The sequence below is a fragment of the Cryobacterium sp. PH31-L1 genome (assembly GCF_030063145.1).
In the GTDB taxonomy this organism is placed as follows: domain Bacteria; phylum Actinomycetota; class Actinomycetes; order Actinomycetales; family Microbacteriaceae; genus Cryobacterium.
This window is the reverse complement of sequence record NZ_JASISM010000003.1, coordinates 49,048-69,895: the sequence shown is the minus strand read 5'-3', so window position 1 is coordinate 69,895 and position 20,848 is coordinate 49,048. Positions and strand designations below refer to the sequence as shown.

Sequence of the window (20,848 nt, the reverse complement as noted above, 5' to 3'; positions counted from 1 at the left end):
GTGTGACCGGCGACAATTTGATTTCAGAGCCCGAGACCCTTCTTCCCGCGGAACCGGAGGTGCTCGAGGCCCTCCGTCGAACCGCGAGGAGCGAGATCTCCGGTGTCGTGCAGGTGCATCCGACCTCTCCGCTCGCCTGGGCTGAACTGGCCGATGCCACCCATTCCGAGGGCCGCATCCTCGAGTCGTATGCCTATGCCCGCGTCGGTTACCACCGCGGACTCGACGCCCTGCGCAAGGCCGGCTGGCGCGGCCACGGACCCATTCCGTGGCGCCACGAACCCAACCGCGGTGTGCTCCGCGCCCTGTTCGCGCTGCGCCGCGGCGCCGAAGAGATCGGTGAGGCCGACGAGGTCTCCCGTCTGACAGCCTTTTTGACGGATGCTGACGTGGACGCCATCGACATCATCGGGGCCCTGTACACCGGCAGCCCGGGCTTCGACCCGGCGCCGCCCACCGAAGCTTTCGTTATTCGAGGAGAAGACTAAATGCCCGCGATCGTACTCATCGGAGCCCAGTGGGGCGACGAGGGCAAGGGTAAAGCCACCGACCTGCTCGGCAGCCGGGTCGACTATGTCGTCAAGTTCAACGGCGGCAACAACGCCGGCCACACCGTCGTCGTCGGCGACGAGAAGTATGCGCTGCACCTGCTGCCGTCAGGCATCCTGAGCCCCGGCGTCACCCCGGTCATCGCCAACGGCGTCGTCGTAGACGTCGAGGTGCTGTTCGAAGAGCTGGACGCGCTCTCGGAGCGCGGTGTCGATGTGTCGCGACTGAAGGTCAGCCTCAACGCCCACATCATCACCGCGTATCACCGAACCCTCGACAAGGTCACCGAACGTTTCCTCGGCAAGCGCCAGATCGGTACCACCGGGCGCGGCATCGGCCCGGCCTACGCCGACAAGATCAACCGGGTCGGCATTCGCGTGCAGGACCTGTTCGATGAGAACATTCTGCGCCAGAAGGTCGAGGGAGCCCTCGACCAGAAGAACCACATGCTCGTCAAGGTCTACAACCGCCGTGCCATCGAGGCCGAGGAGATCGTCACCGAGCTGCTCGGCTACGCCGAACGCCTGCGCCCCATGGTCACCGACACCGCCCTGCTGCTGCACCAGGCACTGGACGCCGGAAAGACCGTACTGTTCGAGGGCGGCCAGGCCACCATGCTCGACGTCGACCACGGCACCTACCCGTTCGTGACCTCGTCGAACGCCACCTCGGGTGGCGCGGTCACCGGCAGTGGAATCGCCCCGAACCGCATCGACCGCGTCATTGCCGTGGTCAAGGCGTACACGACCCGCGTCGGCAGCGGCCCGTTCCCCACCGAACTGTTCGACGAGTCGGGCGAATACCTGCGCTCCAACGGCTTCGAGTTCGGCACCACCACCGGGCGCCCGCGCCGCTGTGGCTGGTATGACGCCCCGATTGCCCGCTACACCGCGCGCATCAACGGCGTCACCGACTTCGTGCTGACCAAGCTCGATGTGCTCACCGGTCTGTCCGAGATTCCGGTCTGCGTGGCCTACTCGGTCGACGGCGTGCGTGTCGAAGAAGTGCCGGTCTCGCAGAGCGACTTTCACCACGCCGTCCCGATCTACGAGAACTTCCCCGGCTGGACCGAGGACATCACCGGCGTGCGCCGGTTCGAAGACCTGCCGCAGGCGGCACAGGAGTACGTCCTCGCTCTCGAAGGCATGAGCGGATCGCGCATCTCGGCGATCGGCGTCGGCCCCGACCGTGAGGCCATCGTGGTGCGGCACGACCTGATCGACTGATCAGTACTGGTTTTTCCGGCAACCGGGCACTGCGATTCCGCCCGGTTGCCACAATCGGTGCACAATTCCTCACTTTTACCTGTCACACTAGGCGAGTGAACGCCGTGAGACCCCATTCCCTGACCCTGACCGGTCGATTCGTGCAGCTGCAACCCATGGGCAGCGCAGTACTTCCCGACCTGCACCGCGCCATCGCGCACCCCGAAGTGTTCGCGGCCGGCTACGGCGGAGGCCCGGCCGCCCTACATTCTGATGTCGACGGCTTCATCAAGTGGGCACACGATTATTTCCAGTGGGAGAGCCTGCCCTACGTGGTGCGTCTGCTCGGGGGCCCCAACGACGGCGACGTCGTCGGAACCACGACCCTCGGTGATATCGACGAGGTGAACGAGTCAATTCACCTCGGCTGGACCGCCTACGACCCGCGCGTCTGGGGCACCGCCGTCAACGCCGACACCAAACTGCTCGTGCTCGGCGCCGCCTTCTCCAATGGCTTCGGGCGGGTCAAGATTCAAGTGGATGCCATCAACGAGCGTTCCCGCGCCGCCATCCTCGGCATCGGTGCCACGTTCGAGGGCATCCTGCGCCGCGACCGCCCGCGCGCCGACGGCACCTGGCGGGACAGCGCCGTCTATTCGATCCTCGCCGACGAGTGGCCGGCCGTGCGCGCGGGACTCGAGGCGCGTCTCAACGCGTTCGAGGGCCGGTTCGTCACCTACCGCAGCCTGCGACCGACCGGTCCAAGCGGCACCATCACCGGAGGCGGGCCGCGGGGCGGCTTTGGTCCGGGCGCCGGAAATGCTCCTGAGGCTGCTTCGGGCTCGGCCGGTCCGGTCCCGGAATCTGGAAGCGACGCGGAGCAGAGCGCCGGGGCCGACACCTCGCAGTAGGTGGAGCATCCGTTTGTCGGTGCCTTGTGATTCCGGGGGCTCTGGGGGGTTTGTGGGGGCTAATTCAGGAAAAGTCTGATGGGCGGGCGCGTGGGACCCCGGAATCATGCGGTACCCGAGTGGCCGGTGAGCCGGATTTCCTTAACCACGGGCAGGGGGGCGTGCAGCATCCGCTGCCATTCTTCGGCGATTTTCAGACCTTGTGCGCTGGCGGGCACTGGCATGCCGACGCCAGCTATAGGCTCGGAAGGTGTCCCCGACCCCTGCCGCCAGCAAGCCCCTCGTCACCCTGCAATTTCTCGGCATGGGGCTGATCTGGGGCTCCAGTTTTCTGTTCATGAAGATCGCCCTCGACGGCGTCAGCTTCGGTCAAATCGCCTGGTCGCGGCTCGTGCTCGGCGGGCTGACCCTGGGGCTGATCGTGCTGGTGAACCGTCCGCGCATAGGCAACGGGCCGGTACTGCCGCGGGAGGGCGTGGTCTGGCTGCACTTTCTGGTGATTGCGATCAGCGGATGCGTGATTCCGCACCTGCTCTTCGCCTGGGCTGAGCAGTACGTCTCCTCGAGCCTCGCGAGCATCTACAACGCCGTCACTCCGATCATGACGGCACTCATGGCGACACTCGCGTTTCGAGTGGAGAAGCTCGTGCGTGCGCAGGTGGCCGGTGTCGTTCTGGGCATCATCGGCGTCGTCGTGATCATCGGACCCTGGCAGTATGCCTCGCTCACCGGCGACCTGTGGGGCCAGTTCGCCTGCCTCGGCGCTGCGGTCTGCTACGGCTTCACCTTCGGCTACACGCGCCGCTTTCTGAGCGGGCGGCCGATCGCCGCTTCGACTTTCGCGTTTCTCAATATCGGCATCGCCGGCGGCATCATGCTGCTGCTGACTCCCGTGCTGGCGTGGAGCCCGGTCATGCTGACCCTGCCGATCGTGTTGTGCTTGCTGGCTTTGGGTGCACTCGGAACCGGCTTGGCCTACATCTGGAACATCAACGTTCTGCGCGCCTGGGGGCCGACCAACGCGTCCACGGTGACCTACGTGACGCCCGTGGTCGGCGTGGCGCTCGGGGTGCTCGTGCTGGCCGAAACATTCTCCTGGCACGAGCCGACCGGGGCGCTGTTGGTGCTGCTCGGCATCCTGCTGACGCAGAAACGGCTGCGATTCGGGTCGCTGCGCCCTGGCGGCCGGGAGGCGGCGGCATCCGCTTAGGCCATGCATTATCGTAAAAGTATGGTCGTACACGAGGAGTTACCCGCCGACGCTGACACGGCTGCCATCGCGCAGCTGCACAGCATTCGCGAAAGCATCGACAATATCGACGCCGCGCTCATTCACCTGCTGGCCGAGCGATTCAAGTTCACCCAGCAGGTGGGGCGGCTCAAAGCAGCGCACGGGCTGCCGGCCGCTGACCCCGCGCGTGAACTCATGCAGATCGATCGGCTCCGCGGCCTCGCCGAAGAGGCCCACCTCGACCCGGCCTTCGCCGAGAAGTTTCTCAATTTCATCATCGCCGAGGTCATTCACCACCACGTGAAGATCGCCGGTGGGGATGCTGTGCAGCTGGGGCGGGCCGCCGGCTCTGCGCCGACGTCCGCTGTCGCGACCCCGGCTGCGCAGCCACGCCCGCTTCCGCACCCGCCGGTAGCGCACGCACCAAGCTCGGCGTCGTGACGTCCGCCTGCCCGGAGATCTCGGCGCTGTGACCGTCGAGACAGACGTTTTCGGGCGTCAGCTCGATGCCGAGCAGGACTCGTGAACTGGAACCCGCGGGCTCTGCCCGACCAGACCGGCAAGACCTTCGTCGTGACCGGTGCCAACGCCGGCCTCGGCTATTTCACCAGCGAGCAGCTCGCCGGCGCGGGCGCCCACGTCGTGCTCGCCTGCCGCAACCCGGTGAAAGCGGATGCCGCGGCCGCGGCGATTCGCGCCCGCGTGGCGGGGGCATCCGTTTCGGTGGTGCAGCTGGATGTGTCGGATCTGCAATCGGTTCGCGACGTCAGCGAAACCCTGCGCGCCCTTCCTCGCCTCGACGGCCTGATTCTGAACGCTGGAATCGTGCACCCGCCGACGGATCGCGCCGTGAGCCTCGACGGCAACGAGCTGGTCTTTGCGACGAACTTTCTCGGGCATTTTGCTTTGACCGCGGGGTCGCTCATGGCCTTGCGGCGTACTCCCGGTAGCCGGGTCGTGTCCCTCGGGTCGCTGATCTCTCGGCTGATGGATTCCTCGCTTGACGATCTGCAGCTGGCCACTACCTATAACGGGTGGAAGGCGTACGCGCAGTCCAAGATCGCCATGCAGGTGTTCGGATTCGAGCTCGATCGGCGGCTGCGGGCCAACGGGGCCGGCGTGGTGCAGTCGTTGGTGGCGCATCCGGGATACTCGATTTCGGGGTTGACTCCAACCATTCCCGGTGTCAACGAAATCACCCCGGCCAAGCGTGTCATCGACGGCCTTCAAACGCTGGTCGGCGCGCAGGGCAAGCATCACGGAGCCTGGTCGACAGTGCGTGCAGCGATCGACCCGGATGCCCACGGCGGCGACTACTTCGGCCCCCGCCTTTTGGTGCGCGGCGCGCCTGTCCGTCAGCCCGCAACCCGAACCTCCCGAGACCGAGCGGTCGCCGCGCGCCTCTGGGAGCGAGCCGAGACCCTCATCGGCGAGCCGTTCCTTTAGCCCCCGTCACAGAGGCGTCGTCGGCTCCCACCGCATAACTCCTGCAATTTACGCGCCGAATATGAAAGTCCCGCGTCATTCCGGCGTTCAGTTTTGTGTCTTCCGGAATTTGCAGGAGTCATGCCGGAGTGCTGTCGACCAGAACGGGGCCGCGAGCTGGGGTTAGGCGAAGGCGGCGGGGAGCGGGGACTGGTGCCGCTGCTTCATTTCGGAGAGGGGCGCGGCGAAGACGTCTTGCACCTCTAGGGCGTGCAGGGTGGCATCCGTCACGCCGATGCGCAGCACCGGAATGTAGCGGCCGGCGCAGAGGCCGAGGAACTTCACGTCGTCTTCGCGCGGCACGGAGACGATGACGCGACCGGCCGATTCCGAGAACAGGGCAGTGGATGCGTCCACCCCGTCGCGCCCGCAGATGTCGCCCAGCCAGACCCGGGCTCCCACACCGAAGCGCATGACGGCTTCGGCCAGGGCCTGGGCGAGCCCGCCCTCGCTGAGGTCGTGGGCGCTGTCGATGAGGGCTTCCTTCGAGGCGGCGTGTAGCAGGCCGGCGAGGGCCTTCTCCTTACCGAGATCGACGATCGGCGGGCGACCGCCGAGGTGGTCGTGCACGACTCCGGCCCAGGCCGAACCGTCGAGCTCGAGGCGGGTCTCGCCGAGCAGGTAGATGTTGTGGCCGTCGTCCTGCCAGCCGCTCGGGATGCGGCGGGCGACGTCGTCGATCACGCCGAGCACGGCCACGACCGGGGTGGGGTGAATCGGCTGATCGCCGGTCTGGTTGTAGAACGAGACATTCCCGCCGGTGACGGGAATCTCGAGTTCGAGGCATCCGTCGGCGAGGGCCGTGACGGCCTCCCGGAACTGCCACATCACCTCGGGGTTCTCCGGCGAGCCGAAGTTGAGGCAGTCGCTGACGCCGGCCGGGACCGCGCCGGTCGCGGCCACGTTGCGGTACGCCTCGGCCAGGGCCAGCTGGGCGCCGCGGTACGGGTCGAGCTGGCAGTAGCGGCCGTTCGCGTCGGTCGCGATCGCGAAGCCGAGGCCAGACTCTTCGTCGACCCGAATCATGCCGCCGTCGTCGGGAAAAGACAGTGCCGTGTTGCCCTGCACGTAGTGGTCGTACTGGTCGGTGATCCAGCTCGGATCGGCCAGGTTCGGTGAGCCGAGCAGGTCGAGGAACTGCTCGCGCAGGGTCTCGCCGTCGAGGGCACGCGGCAGTCCGGAGGCGGTGTCGGCCTGCAGGGCGTCGATCCAGGTCGGGTAGGCGAGCGGACGCTCGTAGACCGGGCCATCTACGGCCACGGTGCGCGGCAGCACGTTGACGATTTCTTCGCCGTGCCAGTTGATAACTAGTCGGCCGGTGTCGGTGACCTCGCCGAGCACGCTGGTCTCGACATCCCACTTCTTCGTCACGGCGAGGAAGCCCTCGAGCTTCTCTGGCGTGACGATCGCCATCATGCGTTCCTGGCTCTCGCTCATCAGAATCTCTTCGGCGGTGAGCGTTGGGTCGCGCAGCAGCACCTTCTCGAGCTCAATGAACATGCCGCCGTCGCCGTTCGAGGCCAGCTCACTGGTCGCGCAGCTGATGCCGGCCGCGCCGAGGTCCTGGATTCCCTCGACGAGCTTGCCCGCGAACAATTCGAGGCAGCACTCAATGAGCACCTTCTCGGCGAACGGGTCGCCGACCTGCACTGCTGGACGCTTGGTCGGGCCATTGGCGCTGAAGGTATCCGAGGCGAGAATGGATGCCCCGCCGATGCCGTCGCCGCCGGTGCGGGCACCGAACAAAACGACCTGGTTGCCAACGCCGCGGGCATTGGCCAGGTGCAGGTCCTCGTGACGCAGCACGCCGACCGAGAGCGCATTGACCAGCGGGTTGCCCTGGTACACCCGGTCGAACACGGTTTCGCCGCCGATGTTCGGCAGGCCGAGGCAGTTGCCGTAGAAGCTGATGCCGCTCACCACGCCGTGCACGACGCGGGCAGTATCGGGATCGTTGATATCGCCGAAGCGCAGGGCGTCCATCACGGCCACCGGGCGGGCGCCCATCGAGATGATGTCGCGCACGATGCCGCCGACGCCGGTGGCGGCGCCCTGGAAGGGCTCAATGTAGGAGGGGTGGTTGTGGGATTCGATCTTGAAGGTGACGGCCCAGCCCTCGCCGACGTCGAGCACGCCGGCGTTCTCGCCCATACCGACCATGAGGTTCTTCTTCATGGCGGGGGTGACCTTGTCGCCGAACTGGCGCAGGTACATCTTCGAGCTCTTATAGGAGCAGTGCTCGCTCCACATCACCGAGTACATGGCGAGCTCGCCACTCGTGGGGCGGCGGCCCAGAATCTCGCGGATCTTCGCATACTCATCGGCCTTGAGCCCGAGCGCGCCGTAGGGCTGATCCTTCTCCGGCGTGGCAATAGCGTTCGAAACGGTGTCGGCGACGCCGCGGGAAGAGGTGTTGGAAACAGCGGTCACGTGTGGAATTCTCCCCGAGATAGCGGATGCTTGACCCGGCAAGTCTACCGGTCGCCCGGCCCCGGCCCGCAGAACTCTAGTCTTGCTGGAGCGACGCGGCCCATCACCGGCCGGACCGGGGGAGTCATGAGTAGTCTCAACGCCGCTCAGCCGACTGAACCGGCACAGGCCGATGTGAGTGCGCCCCGCCGCAACGGGGTCGCGCTGATCTGGTTCTGGTTCTGGATCGCCGTAGCATCGACCATCTTCGTGTCCACCTCGATCGGTGCAGCTGTGGCGGTCGTCGCCATCGCGGTGAAGAACCGGCCGAAGCGGCTGGCGAGAGTGTCGCTAGTCGCCGCGCCCGTTGCGGGTGACCGCGCCAGGTAGAGCTGGCGCGGTCACCGGTACGTGGTGCGGTGACCGAGAATGACGTCGTCGCACCATCGCAATAGGCTGGTCCCATGACTGACAGCGCACTCATCGGCCCCGTCGCCGCGCCGGATCTGCACGTCATGAGTTTCAACATCCGTCGACGCATGCCACACCTCAACCCGCGCAGCCCCGATCGGTGGGTGCATCGCCGGCCGCTACTGAAACGTCTGCTTGCTGCCGAGCAGCCCGCACTGATCGGCGTGCAGGAAGCACTGTTCGACCAGGCGAACTTCGTGCGTCACGCGCTCGGAGATCGATACCGTTCGATCGGCTATGGCCGGGAAACGAACAGGGGTGGGGAAGGCTGCCCGATCTTCTACGATTCCCGTCGGCTGCGCGTGCTCGAATGGAAGCAGACGGCCCTCTCCGACACACCGTCGCGGCCCGGCTCGACCGCGTGGGGCAACCGCGTTCCGCGCGTCGTCGTTGACGTGTCCTTTCACGACATCGCCACCGGCATCGACTTTCAGGCCGTGAACACCCACTTCGACCACCGCTCCCGTACCTCGCGGCTGCGATCCGCCGACGTGCTTCGACGCATCGTGTCAGCGTCGCCGCTGTCCACGATCGTGACGGGCGACTTCAACACGGATGCGAATACCGCCCCCTATGACCGCCTCACCGGCCTGGGCCTGCTTCTGGATTCCTGGAACACAGCAGACGAACGCGTCACCGAAGAGTGGGGAACGTTTTTGAACTATCGCCCGCCGCAGCGCAATCTCAAACGCATCGACTGGCTCCTCGTCACGCCCGGCGTCCCCGTGCTGAAAGCCGCCATAAACGTGAAGCGCTATGAGGGCGGCTGGCCCTCGGACCACGCCCCGATGCAGGCCGTCGTGAATCTCAAGGCATTGCCTCCGAAAGATGAGAAGTGACAGTGACCCCTGACTCGTCTTCACTGCGCCTTCACTGTAGCCCTCACTGAGAGGGCAAGTCAGGTCGAAGTGAGGAACCTCGCCGCGCGCATGTTCGACATGGGACCGGATGCCCGGGAGCGGGTGACTGACTCGCCCGAACCGCTACACCGCGGCAGCCTTCTCCCTGGCGCGCAGGTCCTTCCGCAAGATCTTGCCGGACGCCGACTTCGGGATCGCGTCGATGAACTCCACTGCGCGCACCTTCTTGTGCGGGGCGACCCGCTCGGCGACGTACGCCATGACCTCCTCGGCGGTGACCGCCGACTCAGCCACGGCGACGACGAAGGCTTTCGGGATCTCCTGGCCGTCGGCATCCGCTGCACCGATCACCGCCGCGTCTGCGATCTGCGGGTGCGTCAGCAGCAGCGCCTCCAGCTCGGCCGGCGCGATCTGGTAGCCCTTGTACTTGATCAGCTCCTTGCTGCGGTCGACGATGGTCACCTCGCCGAGCGCGCTCACCGTGGCGATGTCGCCGGTGTGCAGAAATCCGTCGGCGTCGATGGTCTCGCGGGTGGCTTTCTCGTTGTTCAGGTAGCCGAGCATCACGTTCGGGCCGCGCACCAGCAGCTCGCCGGGCTCGCTGACACCGTCTTCGGGGATCTCGATCTCTTCGCCGGTTTCGGTCGACACGAGCTTGCAGTCCATGTTCGGCACGGTCACCCCGACCGAGGCGCGCGCGAGGTGCGGGGCATCGATCGGAATGAGGTGGCTGACCGGGCTGACCTCGGTCATCCCGTAGCCCTGCAGAATGCGGCAGTCCAGCCGGGTGGCGACGGCCGCGGCGAGAGCGCCGTCGAGCGGCGCGGCCCCCGACAGAATCGTGTGCACGCTCGACAGGTCGTACTTCTCTACCAGCGGATGCTTCGCCACGGCCACCGCAATCGGCGGCGCGATGAAGACGTAGCTGCAGCGGTGATCCTGGATCATGCGAAGAAACTCGACGAAGTCGAACTTGGCCATGGTGACGAGGGAAGCCCGCTGTTTGAAGGCGAGGTTCAGCAGCACCGTCATTCCGTAGATGTGGTAGAACGGCAGCAGCGCGAGCACCTTGTCGTCCGGAACAACCCCGATCAGATCGCGGGCCTGCTGCACGTTCGCCACGAGGTTGCGGTGGCTGAGCATGACGCCCTTCGGCGCCGCCGTCGTGCCCGAAGAGTAGGGGAGCACGGCCACGTGCGTGGCGGGATCGATGCTGATGACGGGCGGGGCGGCATCCGCTTTCAATAAATCGGCCAGTGACGGATGTCCGGGCTCTCCGTCGATCACGACGATCTGCTCGTCGGAGATGCCTGCCGCGTGGGCTGCCGCCTTGGCGCCGGCCAGCAGCGGGGTGACGGTCACCAGCCAGGTCGCACCGGAATCGTGGAGCTGGCGCTGGATGTCGTCGGGAGTGTAGAGCGAATTGATGGTCGTGACCGTGGCTCCCGAGCGCAGAATGCCGTGGAAGATGGCCGTGAATTCCGGCGTGTTCGGGCAGAGCAGACCCACGACAGTGCCGGGCCCGACGCCGTCGGCGGCGAGAGCGCCGGCCACCCGGGTGATCTGATCGACCAGGGTGCGGTAGCTGAGAGCGGCCCCGCTGGCACCGTCGATGACGGCGGTGCGATCCAGCTCGGCCTCGCTCAGGTCACCGAACAGATAGTCGAAAATACTCTGCGAGGGAATCTCAACGGGAGCGTAGGGGCTCGTGAACACGGGGGATCTCCTTTGATCGGTGTGGCATGCACACGGTACCGCTCGGGGCTGACGCGAAACTGTGCATGTGACCCGAGTGGCCCGCGCCCGCATTTGCCACGGCGCGTTCACCTGCCGGTTACCCGGGGCTCCCGTGCTGTTGGCGTGGCCTGCCTAGCGTGGCTCCACGTAATGCCCTCGACTCAGGAAGGTTTCACGTGGCAATCCACAGCGCTTTTTCACGGACCACTTCTCTCGGCGCCAAGACGGCCTTCGCCGCCGGCGCCGCCGTTCTGCTCACCCTGAGCCTGGCCTCGTGCTCGGCGGACACCGCCGACGCGGCCGGTACCGGCACCGACGGCGTCAGCTACGCCGCCGATGAGAACACCCTCGTGTTCGGTGTGGTTCCCGACTCGGTCGACACCCAGACCAACTACCAGCCGCTGATGGACTACATCGAGCAGGAGACCGGCAAGACCGTGGAATACCACGAGTCGACCGATTACGCCGCCCTGATCGAAGCGGCAATCGCCGGCAAGATCGACGTGGCCTCGTTTTCCGGCTTCACCTACATCACCGCGACCAACAGCGGTGCGGCTATCACCCCGATCTCCTCGATCGTCACGACCGAGGGCGAGGTGCCCGGGTACTACTCGCAAGCGATCGTTCCGGCAGACAGCGCCATCACCTCGCTGGACGAGTTCGTGGGCAAGAAGGTCTGCTTCGTCGACCCGTCATCGACGAGCGGATACCTGTTCCCCTCCTACAACCTGCTCGAAGCCGGCGTCGACCCGGTCTCCGACGTCACCCCGGTGTTCGCCGGCAAGCACGACGTGAGCGTGCAGAAGGTCGGCGAGGGCAAGGAGTGTGAGGTCGGTTTCGCCGAGGACAGTGAGGTCGCCAAGAGCGACAAGGTCAAGGTCATCGCCGAGACCATGGTTCCCGGGGCACCGATCGTCGTCTCCGACACTCTGCCGGCCGAACTGAAGACCCAGCTCACCGAGGTGCTCGGCCAGGTCACCATCGACGACATCATCGCCTCCGGCGTGACGAGCGCCGACACCCAGGCCTTTCGCGACACCTTCTACGCGACCGAGCCGGTCGATGACAAGTACTACGACACAATTCGCGACATCTGCGTGAAGACGTCGGCATCGCAGTGCCAGGGCTAACCAGTAACTCCAGCGTTACCACCGGTTCCGGCTCCGCAGCGGAACCGGTGATCGACGTGCGCGGAATCACCAAAACCTTCGGCGAGACGACGGCCCTCAGCGACCTGTCGCTGACGGTGGCCCGCGGCGAAATTGTCGTATTACTCGGGTTGTCCGGTTCGGGCAAATCCACCCTGCTGCGACACCTCGACGGCCTCGACCGGCCCGACTCCGGCACTGTGACCGTGCTCGGCGCTCCGCTATCGGGCCTGAAGGGACGGCCGCTACGCGCGCTGCGCGGTCAGGTCGGTTTCGTCTTTCAGCAGTTCGAACTGGTCGGATCGCTCACCGTGCTCGAAAATGTGCTGACCGGTGCCCTGTTCCGGGTGCGCGGGCCGAGACTGGGCCTGTGGGGGTACCGCCGCGAGCTCAAGCTGGCCGCGCTCGGCCACCTCGACCGGGTGGGACTGCTCGCCCAGGCCTACCAGCGCGCCGACACTCTCTCGGGCGGCCAGCAGCAGCGGGTCGGCATCGCAAGAGCGCTCATGCAAAACCCACGCATTCTGCTCGCCGACGAACCGGTCGCCTCGCTCGACCCGGAGTCGAGCGCGCAGGTCATGGCACTGATCCGGGAGATCGCCATTGACAGTGGTCTCACCGTGGTGTGCAGTCTGCACCAGGTTGATCTGGCCCTGTCCTGGGGCGATCGCATTGTCGGCCTGCGCCACGGCCAGGTGGTGCTCGACACCGCCACGCAGGGGCTCTCGAAGCAGAATGTGATGGAGATCTACGGCCGCGTCACCACCTCGACCGGTGAGCTCGACGCGATCGAGACCGAGCTGGGCACCGAGCTGGGCACCGGTGAAGCGGGCGAGCCCGACGAACAGAGCGAGCTCGATCTGGCGACCTCCAGCTCGGCATGGGACAACCGCCGGTGACGCTCACGCTCGAACGCCCCCACGCCGACCAAGCGGATGCCGTCATCCCAGCACCGCAACGCCGCGTTCAACCGGAGAAGATCGCGGCCGGGCTCACGCTGGTTGCGCTGGTGGCGGCATCCGTTCTGTCACTGATCAGCGTGGATATCTCGCTGCCGCAGATGGTGGCGAGCTGGTCGAACGCCACTCGATTCTTCGATCGCGTGGGAGTCATCAGCTTCCCAGCGCCGGGCGAGCTGCTCTACCTGACCGCCCTCACGGTGGGGCTCGTGCTGCTCGGTACCCTGTTCGCCGCGTTCTTCTCGGTGCCGCTGGCGTGGCTCGCCGCCGCGAATACCTCACCCGGTCGCGGGTGGATGGCCGTCGCTCGCTTTCTCGGCGTGCTGACCCGGGCGGTGCCCGATGTCGTGCTCGCGATGGTGTTCGTGTTGATGTTCTCGCTCGGTACGCTGCCCGGAATCCTGGCCATCGGCATCCACTCGATCGGAATGATCAGCAAGATGTTCGCCGACGCGATCGAGCAGATCGACGAGGGCCCCCGGCTGGCGATTCGGGCCGCCGGAGGCACGCGGGTGCAGGAATTCTTCTCCGGCGTGCTGCCGCAGGTGCTGCCGTCGTGGGTGGCGACCGTGCTGCACCGCAACGATATCAACCTGCGCGGTTCGGTCATCCTCGGCTACGTCGGGGTCGCCGGACTCGGTCTCGAGATGTCCTACGCCTTCAAATCGCTCAACTACTCGCTCGGGCTCGGCATCGCGCTGGTCATTTTCGCGCTCTGCGTGGTGATGGAAATCGTGTCGAGCGCCGTGCGCACCGTCATGCTCGGCCTCGCGCCCACCCGTCAGGGGATCGGAGACCGGCTGCTGCGACGCCTCGGTATGACCGGCCAGACAGCGGATGCCTCGCGCCGCCCCTGGACCTACGCCCGCTTGCGCAACGCGGTCTGGGGCGTGCTCGCTGCGTTGATCGTGATCGGCAGCGTCTGGATCTGCGACATAAAGTGGGGCGACTTTCTCACCGTCTGGTCGTACCTGCCCGAGACCGCCGCCAAATTCTGGCCGCCGAGCTTCGGAAACTATGACGCCCCGGTCATGCTCGCGGCGATGGGCGAAACCATCGCGATTGCCCTGGCCGCAACGATTCTCACGATCGTCGCGTCGATCGTGATCGGATCGCTCGCCGCCCGCAACGTCGCCCCGTCGCCGCGCGTACGGGCCGGCTTTCGGCTGGTGCTCGTGACGATCCGCGGCATTCCGGAGATCATCCTGGCCATCGTGCTCATCGTCGTCACTGGTCTGGGCACCCAGGCCGGCACCATCGCCCTCTCTATCGGTGGCATCGGCCTGCTCGGAAAGCTGCTCGCCGACTCACTCGAAGAGGTCAAGCGCGGGCCGGAACAGGCCCTCCGGGCGGCCGGCGCAACGAGGCTGCAGGTCTACGCCGGCGCCACGGCTCCCCAAGGAATGAAAGCGTTGATCGGACACAGTTTCTACATGCTCGACACCAATATTCGGGCGGCCACCATTCTCGGCCTGGTCGGCGGCGGCGGGGTCGGCTACTACCTGCTGAACGCCGGCCAGGGGTCGCGCTATGACTTGGTCACCACGATCGTGCTCATGATTCTCGTGACGGTGGTTGCGGTCGAAGGCCTGGCAATGTGGATGCGGCGGGTGTTCCGATGACCCGCTTCGACGTGGTCGTCGTCGGCAGCGGCATCGTGGGCCTCGGGCACGCGCTCGCCGCCAGCGACCGGGGCCTCTCCGTCGCCGTCGTGGACCGCGCGGCGGCCATCGGCGGGGCATCCGTTCGCAATTTCGGCCACCTGTGTTTCACCCCGCAAAGCGGTCCGGCCCGGGAATTCGCCCTGCGGTCCCGCCCGCTCTGGCTGCGGCTGCAGGCGGATGCCGGTGTCTGGCTGCGCGAGTCGGGCACGGTGGTGATCGCCCGGCACGAGGACGAATTGGAAGTGCTGCGGGAGCTGGCGGCGCAGCGCGGAGCCGAGTCAGTCTTCGGCGTCGGCGCGCCCGACGTCGTGCTGCTGGGCGCCGCCGAGGTGTCGGAGCGTCTGCCGCTCGCCGACGGCACCGCGGTGGGCGGCGCGCACCTGCCCTGGGACCTGCAAGTCAATCCGCGCCAGGCCGCCGCCGGTCTGGCCGCATACCTGGCCAGCCGGGGTGTCGACTTTCGCGACCGCACCGCGGTCACGGCCGTACGGCCAGGCCGGGTCACGACCACTCGCGGGCCGATAGACTCCGGAACGGTCATCGTGGCGGTCAACCAGGACATCGACCAGCTCTACCCGGAGATCGCCGAGCGCGACGGCATTGTGCGCTGCGGCCTGGACATGCTCCGCGTCGACGCTGGCCTGCGCGTGCCGCTGCCCGCGCCGGTGCTGACCGGCTGGTCGCTGCTGCGCTACGGAGCATTTTCCAACCTTCCGGCGGCAGCCACTCTGGGCGAACGGCTACGGCGGGAGTATCCGCTGCTGGCCGAACTGGACCTCAACCAGATGTACACCCAGCTGCAGGACGGCTCGCTGATCGTGGGGGACACCCACTACCGCGGCGCATGCGTCTCCGCATTCCAGAATGAGAATGCGTTCGCACAGCTGCTGCAGCTCACCTCCGAATTGTTCGGCGTGCCGCGCCCGCGGGTGCTCGAACGGTGGCAGGGCATCTATGCCTCCGGGCGTGCCGACTTTCTCATCGACCAGCCCGAAGCCGGTGTGTACCTCGTAGCGGCCACCACCGGAATCGGCATGACCACCGGGCTCGGTCTCGCCGAACACGTCATCTCGACCGCCTGCAATTTCGCCATTCCCTCACTCACCCTGAAAGGCACCCCATGAGCACCGCACCCGTTGATCTTGACCTTGACCTTGATGATTTCGATACCGACGACGTGGACGTTGAGCTCGTCGTCTTCGACATGGCCGGGACCACCGTGAGCGACGACGGACTGGTCGAGCGGGCGTTCGTTCTCGCCGCCGAGCGCAGCGGCCTGGTCGACAACGCCGACGACCTCGAGGAAGCCGTCGCTTTCGTGCGAGAAACCATGGGGCAGTCCAAGCTCGACGTCTTTCGCGAGCTGACCGACTCCGAAGAAGCGGCGGTCGCGGCGACGGCCGCCTTCGAAACCGCCTACGGCGAACTCGTTGAACAGGTCGGAGTGACCGCGATCCCTGGCGCGGCCGACCTGTTCCAGGAACTGCGGGAGGCCGGCGTGAAGGTGGCCCTCGTCACCGGCTTCTCCCGTACGACGCAGGACACACTCATCGATGCGCTCGGTTGGAGCGACCTCATCGACGTGAGCCTCTGCCCGGCCGAAGCCGGCCGTGGCCGCCCCTACCCCGACCTGCCGCTCACGGCGCTGCTCCGCACCGGCGCATCGAGCGTCGCGGCCATGGTCGTCGTCGGCGACACGGCCAGCGACATGCTCTCCGGTCTGAGCGCTGGCGCCGGACTGGTCGTGGGCGTGCTGACCGGCACGCACGACACCGACACCCTCGAGGACGCCGGGGCTGATGTCGTCGTCACGAGCGTCGCTGACCTGGCCGAACTGCTCGGCCTGCGTGAGGAAACGATCGAGTAGCTATGCCCGAACACGATCCAATCGCTGCACCGGTGACGCTGCCGGCCCTCACCCTCGGAGTCGGCCGGGAGGTCGTGTTGCCGCGCGCCGCCGAGGCCATGGTCTGGTCGGGCGTCGGCCTGCCGTTGGACCGCGTAGCGGTGCCCGGCGTGCTGCTTAGGCCCGGTGACGTGCTGGTGGAGCTGGAATTGGCCACGATCTGCGGCTCCGACGTGCACACGGCGCTCGGCCACCGCCTCGCTGCGAAGCCGCTCGTGCTCGGGCACGAGCAGGTCGGTCGCATTGTCGCGGTCACGGAGCAGTCATATGCCGCAAATGGAATGCCGCTGCGGGTCGGGCAGCGAGTGGTCTGGTCGGTAACCGTGAGCTGCGGAACCTGCCCGCGCTGCCGCCGCGGCCTGCCCCAGAAGTGCCTCGAGCTGGTGAAATACGGCCACGAACGGATGCAACGCGGCTGGGAACTCAGCGGCGGCTTCGCCACCCACGTGCAGGTGCGAGCCGGAACTGCGGTAGTGGTCGTCGACGAACAGGTTCCGGCCACGGTTCTGGCGCCGGCGTCCTGCGCGACCGCGACGGTGGTAGCGGCGCTGGGGGCGGCATCCGCTCTCGTGCCGCTGGCCGGGGCGACCGTGCTGGTCACCGGTGCCGGGATGCTCGGAGTGACGGCCTGCGCGATGGCGACGGATGCCGGCGCCCTCGTGGTGGTCAGCGACCCGGACCCCGCCCGGCGTCAGCTCGCGCTCGCCTTCGGGGCCGCCGCAGTCGCCGACCCGGGCGCGCCGCGGGAGTCGCCGACCGGGGTGGCGAGTTTGCTCGCCGCGCTCGCGGATGCCGGCGCCGCCGAACCGACGATCGCCGTGGAGCTGAGCGGCGCCCGACCGGCCGTGCAAACTGCGCTGGACCTGATCGGCGTCGGCGGAGTGGTCGTGCTCGTCGGCAGCGTCTCGCCCGGTGACCCGGTTCTGCTCGACCCGGAGTCGATCGTGCGCCGCCTGGTCACCGTGCGCGGCGTGCACAACTACACGCCGGGTGACCTGTCGCAGGCGGTGACCTATCTCGGGAGAGCCTGGCACCGGCATCCGTTCTCGGCACTGGTCGGAACGACTTTTCCGCTCGCCCAAGCGGATGCCGCCCTCGCCCTGGCCGCGACGGCCCGCCACCCGCGCGTGGGCCTCGCCCCGCAGCCGCCCGCGACCCTCGGCTGACCCAACTAGTCGCCTGAGCCGCGAGTGCCGCGTCGCCGCGCCAGTTGTCGGGCACCGCGCCAGCCATAGGTGGCGCGCTCTCCGGCAACTGGGGCGGTGACCGAGTGCGACGGCTAGATCGTGCCGCCGGGCGGGCCGATGATACTTTCCAGTGATGGCGGGGCAAGGGCGTTGCAGCCGCACCTGAACAAGCACCTGAGCATTCACCGCGAAACATGCATCACTGTAAACTTGCAGTTGCGCAAAAACGCACTGTGCGCAAGAATTGTCCCCGTGATAACTGAACCGAACCTCGGCCTTCGTGACCGCAAGCGTCTCGATACGCGCCTGCGGCTCGAAGACGCCGCGGTCACCCTCGTGCTGCGCGATGGCCTGGAGCACACTACGGTCGACGCGATCAGTGAGCTCGCCAATGTGTCGCCGCGCACTTTCTTCAACTACTTCGAGAGCAAGGATGCCGCCATCCTCGGTCTGCGCCAGGTCGAAATCGCCGAGAACGAGCTGGTCGAGCATTGTGACCGCGTGGCCGAACAGGGTCTGCTCGATACCGTGATTCACCTGCTGCTGACCGTCATCGGCCCGCCGTCGACCCGACCGACGATGAGGGAAGACCGGCTCGAGATTTTGCGTCGGCACCCGCAGCTACTCACGACCCAGCTTGCCCAATTCACCCAACTGACCACCGAAGTCGCCAGCGCGGTCACGGCCCTCGTGGCACGGGACGCGCGGTTCGCGGGCGACTCGCCGGCCGAACAGGCGGCATCCGCTGACCTGGTGCTGGCCCTGTGCGGCGGCGCGGTGCGCGTGGCCGTCAAGGAATGGGCCGAAATGCGCCCGACCAACGCTGAGGGTGCGGCCGAACAACTTGAATCACGAGCAATTTCACTCGCCAGAGAGGTATCCGTAAAACTTTCATGACCACCACACTCACCCCGCAGCCGGAGGCGGCCGAGGCCGCCGCCAACCCCGGCAAGCGTCACATTCTGCTGGTCTTCGCCGGGCTCATGGTCACCATGCTGCTCGCCTCGCTCGACCAGACCATCTTCAGCACCGCGCTGCCGACCATCGTCGGCGAGCTCAACGGCGTCGACCACATGCTCTGGGTGACGACCGCGTACATTCTCGCGTCGACCATCATGCTGCCGGTCTACGGCAAGCTCGGCGACCTGATCGGCCGTAAGGGCCTGTTCATCGGCGCCATCAGCATCTTCATTCTCGGCTCAATCGTGGGTGGGCTGGCCCCCGACATGACCTGGCTCATCATCGGGCGTGCCGTGCAGGGCCTCGGTGGCGGCGGGCTGATGATCCTCTCCCAGGCGATCATCGCCGACGTCGTGCCGGCCCGCGAGCGCGGCAAGTACATGGGCGTCATGGGCGGCGTGTTCGCGCTGTCCTCCGTAGCCGGCCCGCTGCTCGGGGGCTGGTTCACCGAGGGCATCGGCTGGCGCTGGGCGTTCTGGATGAACATTCCCCTCGGAGCCCTCGCTATCGTGACCGCCATCTTCTTCCTGCGGTTGCCGACAAAAGACCACGCCAAGCCGAAGCTTGACGTCGCCGGGATGGGCCTGCTCGCCCTGGCCTCGACCGGGCTCGTGCTCACCACCACCTGGGGAGGCACGACCTACGATTGGGATTCCCTGCTGATCCTCTCGCTCATCGCAGCGACCGTCGTCGCCGCCGTGGCCTTCGTCATGGTCGAGCGCCGCGCCGCCGAGCCGATCATGCCGCTGCACCTGTTCAAGGACCGCAACTTCAACCTCACCACCGTCGCCGGCCTGATCACCGGCATCGCGATGTTCGGCGCACTCGCCTACCTGCCCACCTACCTGCAGATGGTGACCGGCGCGAACGCCACCGAGGCCGGGTTCCTGATGATTCCGATGATGGCCGCGCTGCTGATCAGCTCGATCGGCTCCGGTTGGTTGGTCAGCAAATTCGGCCGCTACAAGTGGATGCCGATCCTGGGCACGGTCATCGTCGGAGTCGCCCTGGTGCTGCTCTCGACCATGACCCCGACGCTGCCGATCTGGATCCTGTGCAGCTACCTCGCCGTCATGGGCCTCGGGCTCGGCCTGAGCATGCAGATCCTCATCCTGATCGTGCAGAACTCCTTCCCGAACTCCCAGGTCGGAACGGCGACCGCCTCGAACAACTACTTCCGCCAGATCGGTGCCTCCATCGGGTCAGCAGTGGTCGGCAGCCTGTTCGCCGCCCGCCTGACCGAACTACTCACCGAGCGCCTTCCCGCCGGCGGCGCCGGTGCGGCCAACTCCTTCACCCCGGCCATGGTGCGCGACCTTCCCGATGCTGCCCGCCAGATCATTATCAGCGGCTACAACGACGCGCTCACCCCGGTGTTCCTCTACATGGTGCCGCTGGTCGTCGTGGCCGTCATCCTGCTCTGCTTCGTGACCGAGAAGCCGCTCGCCACCACGATCGAGCGTGACATCCTGCCCGAAACCCTCGAAACGGATGGTGCCACCTACGTTCGTCTGGAAAGCTCGGCCGGCGTCGACGACGAAACTGAAGCGGTGGCATCCGCTCGACCAACGATGAACTGATCTAAACAGTGGCCCCGCGGGTCACGGGTGTCTGCCGCCCATGACCAGCGGGGCCATTTCTTGCATTGGAGAAGAAAATTCAGGTCGCGCTGTCCTATCCAACGGGGGCTGTTCGTTTCTAAGGTAGATGTCATCATCCGATGGGATCCACACGAACACCCGTGAAGGAGCAATCATGCCCAACTATGTCGCACTCATCTATTCGCCCGACGTCGACTGGAGCCGTCCCGAATACTCCGACGAAATGGCCGCCTACGGTGAATTCGGCCAGGCTGCCGTGAACGTCATCCGCGGTGGCGCTGTTCTGTACCAGACGAACACCGCCACGACGGTACGGGTCACCGGCGGTAAGGGCGGTGATGTCGTACTCAGCGACGGCCCCTACGCCGAGACCAAGGAGGCCCTCACCGGCTTCTACCTGCTCGAGTGCGCCGACCTCGACGAGGCGATCAAGGTCGCCTCCATGATTCCGGCCGCGTGGAACGGAGCCGTCGAGGTTCGTCCGGTACTGCTGATGGAAGCGCCGACCCCCGACAGCGTCGAAGCACGCCGGGCGGAGGCCCGAGCATCGTCGGTCACCACCTGA

General features: G+C 66.6%; 19 protein-coding genes. 17 read left to right on the top strand and 2 right to left on the bottom strand.

The window, feature by feature from the left end:
* The first annotated feature begins 2 nt into the window (after positions 1 to 2).
* The 6 genes from QMF22_RS07095 to QMF22_RS07070 all read left to right on the top strand — a co-directional run bounded on the left by QMF22_RS07095 (position 3) and on the right by QMF22_RS07070 (position 5,342).
* The gene (locus QMF22_RS07095) at positions 3 to 488 is read left to right on the top strand and encodes a DUF3151 domain-containing protein (RefSeq protein ID WP_283451804.1); all 486 of its coding nucleotides are present in this window, start codon (positions 3 to 5) and stop codon (positions 486 to 488) included.
* On the top strand, positions 489 to 1,775 hold the full coding sequence (locus tag QMF22_RS07090; protein WP_283451803.1) for an adenylosuccinate synthase: 1,287 nt from the start codon (positions 489 to 491) through the stop codon (positions 1,773 to 1,775). It begins immediately after the preceding gene.
* A 95-nt stretch (positions 1,776 to 1,870) separates the two neighbouring features.
* The gene (locus tag QMF22_RS07085; RefSeq protein WP_283451801.1) at positions 1,871 to 2,665 is read left to right on the top strand and encodes a GNAT family N-acetyltransferase; all 795 of its coding nucleotides are present in this window, start codon (positions 1,871 to 1,873) and stop codon (positions 2,663 to 2,665) included.
* A gap of 250 nt (positions 2,666 to 2,915) precedes the next feature.
* The gene (locus QMF22_RS07080; protein WP_502846916.1) at positions 2,916 to 3,875 is read left to right on the top strand and encodes a DMT family transporter; all 960 of its coding nucleotides are present in this window, start codon (positions 2,916 to 2,918) and stop codon (positions 3,873 to 3,875) included.
* Positions 3,876 to 3,896: 21 nt separating this feature from the next.
* Positions 3,897 to 4,337 carry a chorismate mutase gene (locus tag QMF22_RS07075; protein ID WP_283451799.1) on the top strand — a complete coding sequence of 147 codons (441 nt, stop codon included), beginning with the start codon at positions 3,897 to 3,899 and terminating at the stop codon, positions 4,335 to 4,337.
* An 81-nt stretch (positions 4,338 to 4,418) separates the two neighbouring features.
* Positions 4,419 to 5,342 (top strand): SDR family NAD(P)-dependent oxidoreductase, encoded by a 924-nt coding sequence (locus QMF22_RS07070; protein WP_283451797.1) that lies wholly within the window; start codon positions 4,419 to 4,421, stop codon positions 5,340 to 5,342.
* 162 nt (positions 5,343 to 5,504) lie between these two features.
* Here QMF22_RS07070 and purL read toward each other — a convergent pair whose 3' ends face one another.
* The gene (purL, locus tag QMF22_RS07065) at positions 5,505 to 7,811 is read right to left on the bottom strand and encodes a phosphoribosylformylglycinamidine synthase subunit PurL (RefSeq protein WP_283451795.1); all 2,307 of its coding nucleotides are present in this window, start codon (positions 7,809 to 7,811) and stop codon (positions 5,505 to 5,507) included.
* A gap of 126 nt (positions 7,812 to 7,937) precedes the next feature.
* Here purL and QMF22_RS07060 point away from each other — a divergent pair, with 126 nt between their 5' ends.
* Positions 7,938 to 8,180 (top strand): hypothetical protein, encoded by a 243-nt coding sequence (locus QMF22_RS07060; RefSeq protein ID WP_283451793.1) that lies wholly within the window; start codon positions 7,938 to 7,940, stop codon positions 8,178 to 8,180.
* A 74-nt stretch (positions 8,181 to 8,254) separates the two neighbouring features.
* The gene (locus tag QMF22_RS07055; protein ID WP_283451791.1) at positions 8,255 to 9,100 is read left to right on the top strand and encodes an endonuclease/exonuclease/phosphatase family protein; all 846 of its coding nucleotides are present in this window, start codon (positions 8,255 to 8,257) and stop codon (positions 9,098 to 9,100) included.
* 144 nt (positions 9,101 to 9,244) lie between these two features.
* Here the strand turns inward: QMF22_RS07055 and QMF22_RS07050 are convergent, their stop codons facing one another.
* The gene (locus QMF22_RS07050) at positions 9,245 to 10,837 is read right to left on the bottom strand and encodes an AMP-binding protein (protein ID WP_283451788.1); all 1,593 of its coding nucleotides are present in this window, start codon (positions 10,835 to 10,837) and stop codon (positions 9,245 to 9,247) included.
* Positions 10,838 to 11,034: 197 nt separating this feature from the next.
* Here QMF22_RS07050 and QMF22_RS07045 point away from each other — a divergent pair, with 197 nt between their 5' ends.
* The 9 genes from QMF22_RS07045 to QMF22_RS07005 all read left to right on the top strand — a co-directional run bounded on the left by QMF22_RS07045 (position 11,035) and on the right by QMF22_RS07005 (position 20,848).
* A complete protein-coding gene (locus QMF22_RS07045; RefSeq protein WP_283451786.1) occupies positions 11,035 to 11,988 on the top strand; it encodes a phosphate/phosphite/phosphonate ABC transporter substrate-binding protein in 954 nt (317 codons plus the stop codon).
* 47 nt (positions 11,989 to 12,035) lie between these two features.
* On the top strand, positions 12,036 to 12,905 hold the full coding sequence (phnC, locus tag QMF22_RS07040) for a phosphonate ABC transporter ATP-binding protein (RefSeq protein WP_502846928.1): 870 nt from the start codon (positions 12,036 to 12,038) through the stop codon (positions 12,903 to 12,905).
* A complete protein-coding gene (phnE, locus tag QMF22_RS07035) occupies positions 12,902 to 14,587 on the top strand; it encodes a phosphonate ABC transporter, permease protein PhnE (protein ID WP_283451782.1) in 1,686 nt (561 codons plus the stop codon). Before phnC ends, phnE begins: the two co-directional genes overlap by 4 nt.
* Positions 14,584 to 15,753, top strand: a complete 1,170-nt coding sequence (locus tag QMF22_RS07030; RefSeq protein ID WP_283451780.1) for a TIGR03364 family FAD-dependent oxidoreductase — start codon at positions 14,584 to 14,586, stop codon at positions 15,751 to 15,753. Before phnE ends, QMF22_RS07030 begins: the two co-directional genes overlap by 4 nt.
* Positions 15,750 to 16,496 carry a phosphonatase-like hydrolase gene (locus QMF22_RS07025; RefSeq protein ID WP_283451778.1) on the top strand — a complete coding sequence of 249 codons (747 nt, stop codon included), beginning with the start codon at positions 15,750 to 15,752 and terminating at the stop codon, positions 16,494 to 16,496. The genes QMF22_RS07030 and QMF22_RS07025 overlap by 4 nt, the downstream gene beginning before the upstream one ends.
* Before the next feature lie 2 nt (positions 16,497 to 16,498).
* Positions 16,499 to 17,701, top strand: coding sequence for an alcohol dehydrogenase catalytic domain-containing protein (locus tag QMF22_RS07020; RefSeq protein WP_283451776.1), 1,203 nt, complete (start codon positions 16,499 to 16,501; stop codon positions 17,699 to 17,701).
* Positions 17,702 to 17,974: 273 nt separating this feature from the next.
* Entirely contained in the window at positions 17,975 to 18,619 is a 645-nt protein-coding gene (locus QMF22_RS07015; protein ID WP_283451774.1) for a TetR/AcrR family transcriptional regulator, read from the top strand.
* Complete coding sequence (locus QMF22_RS07010; protein ID WP_283451772.1) at positions 18,616 to 20,262, top strand: MDR family MFS transporter; 1,647 nt, start codon at positions 18,616 to 18,618, stop codon at positions 20,260 to 20,262. Before QMF22_RS07015 ends, QMF22_RS07010 begins: the two co-directional genes overlap by 4 nt.
* Before the next feature lie 175 nt (positions 20,263 to 20,437).
* Positions 20,438 to 20,848, top strand: coding sequence for a YciI family protein (locus QMF22_RS07005; protein ID WP_283451770.1), 411 nt, complete (start codon positions 20,438 to 20,440; stop codon positions 20,846 to 20,848).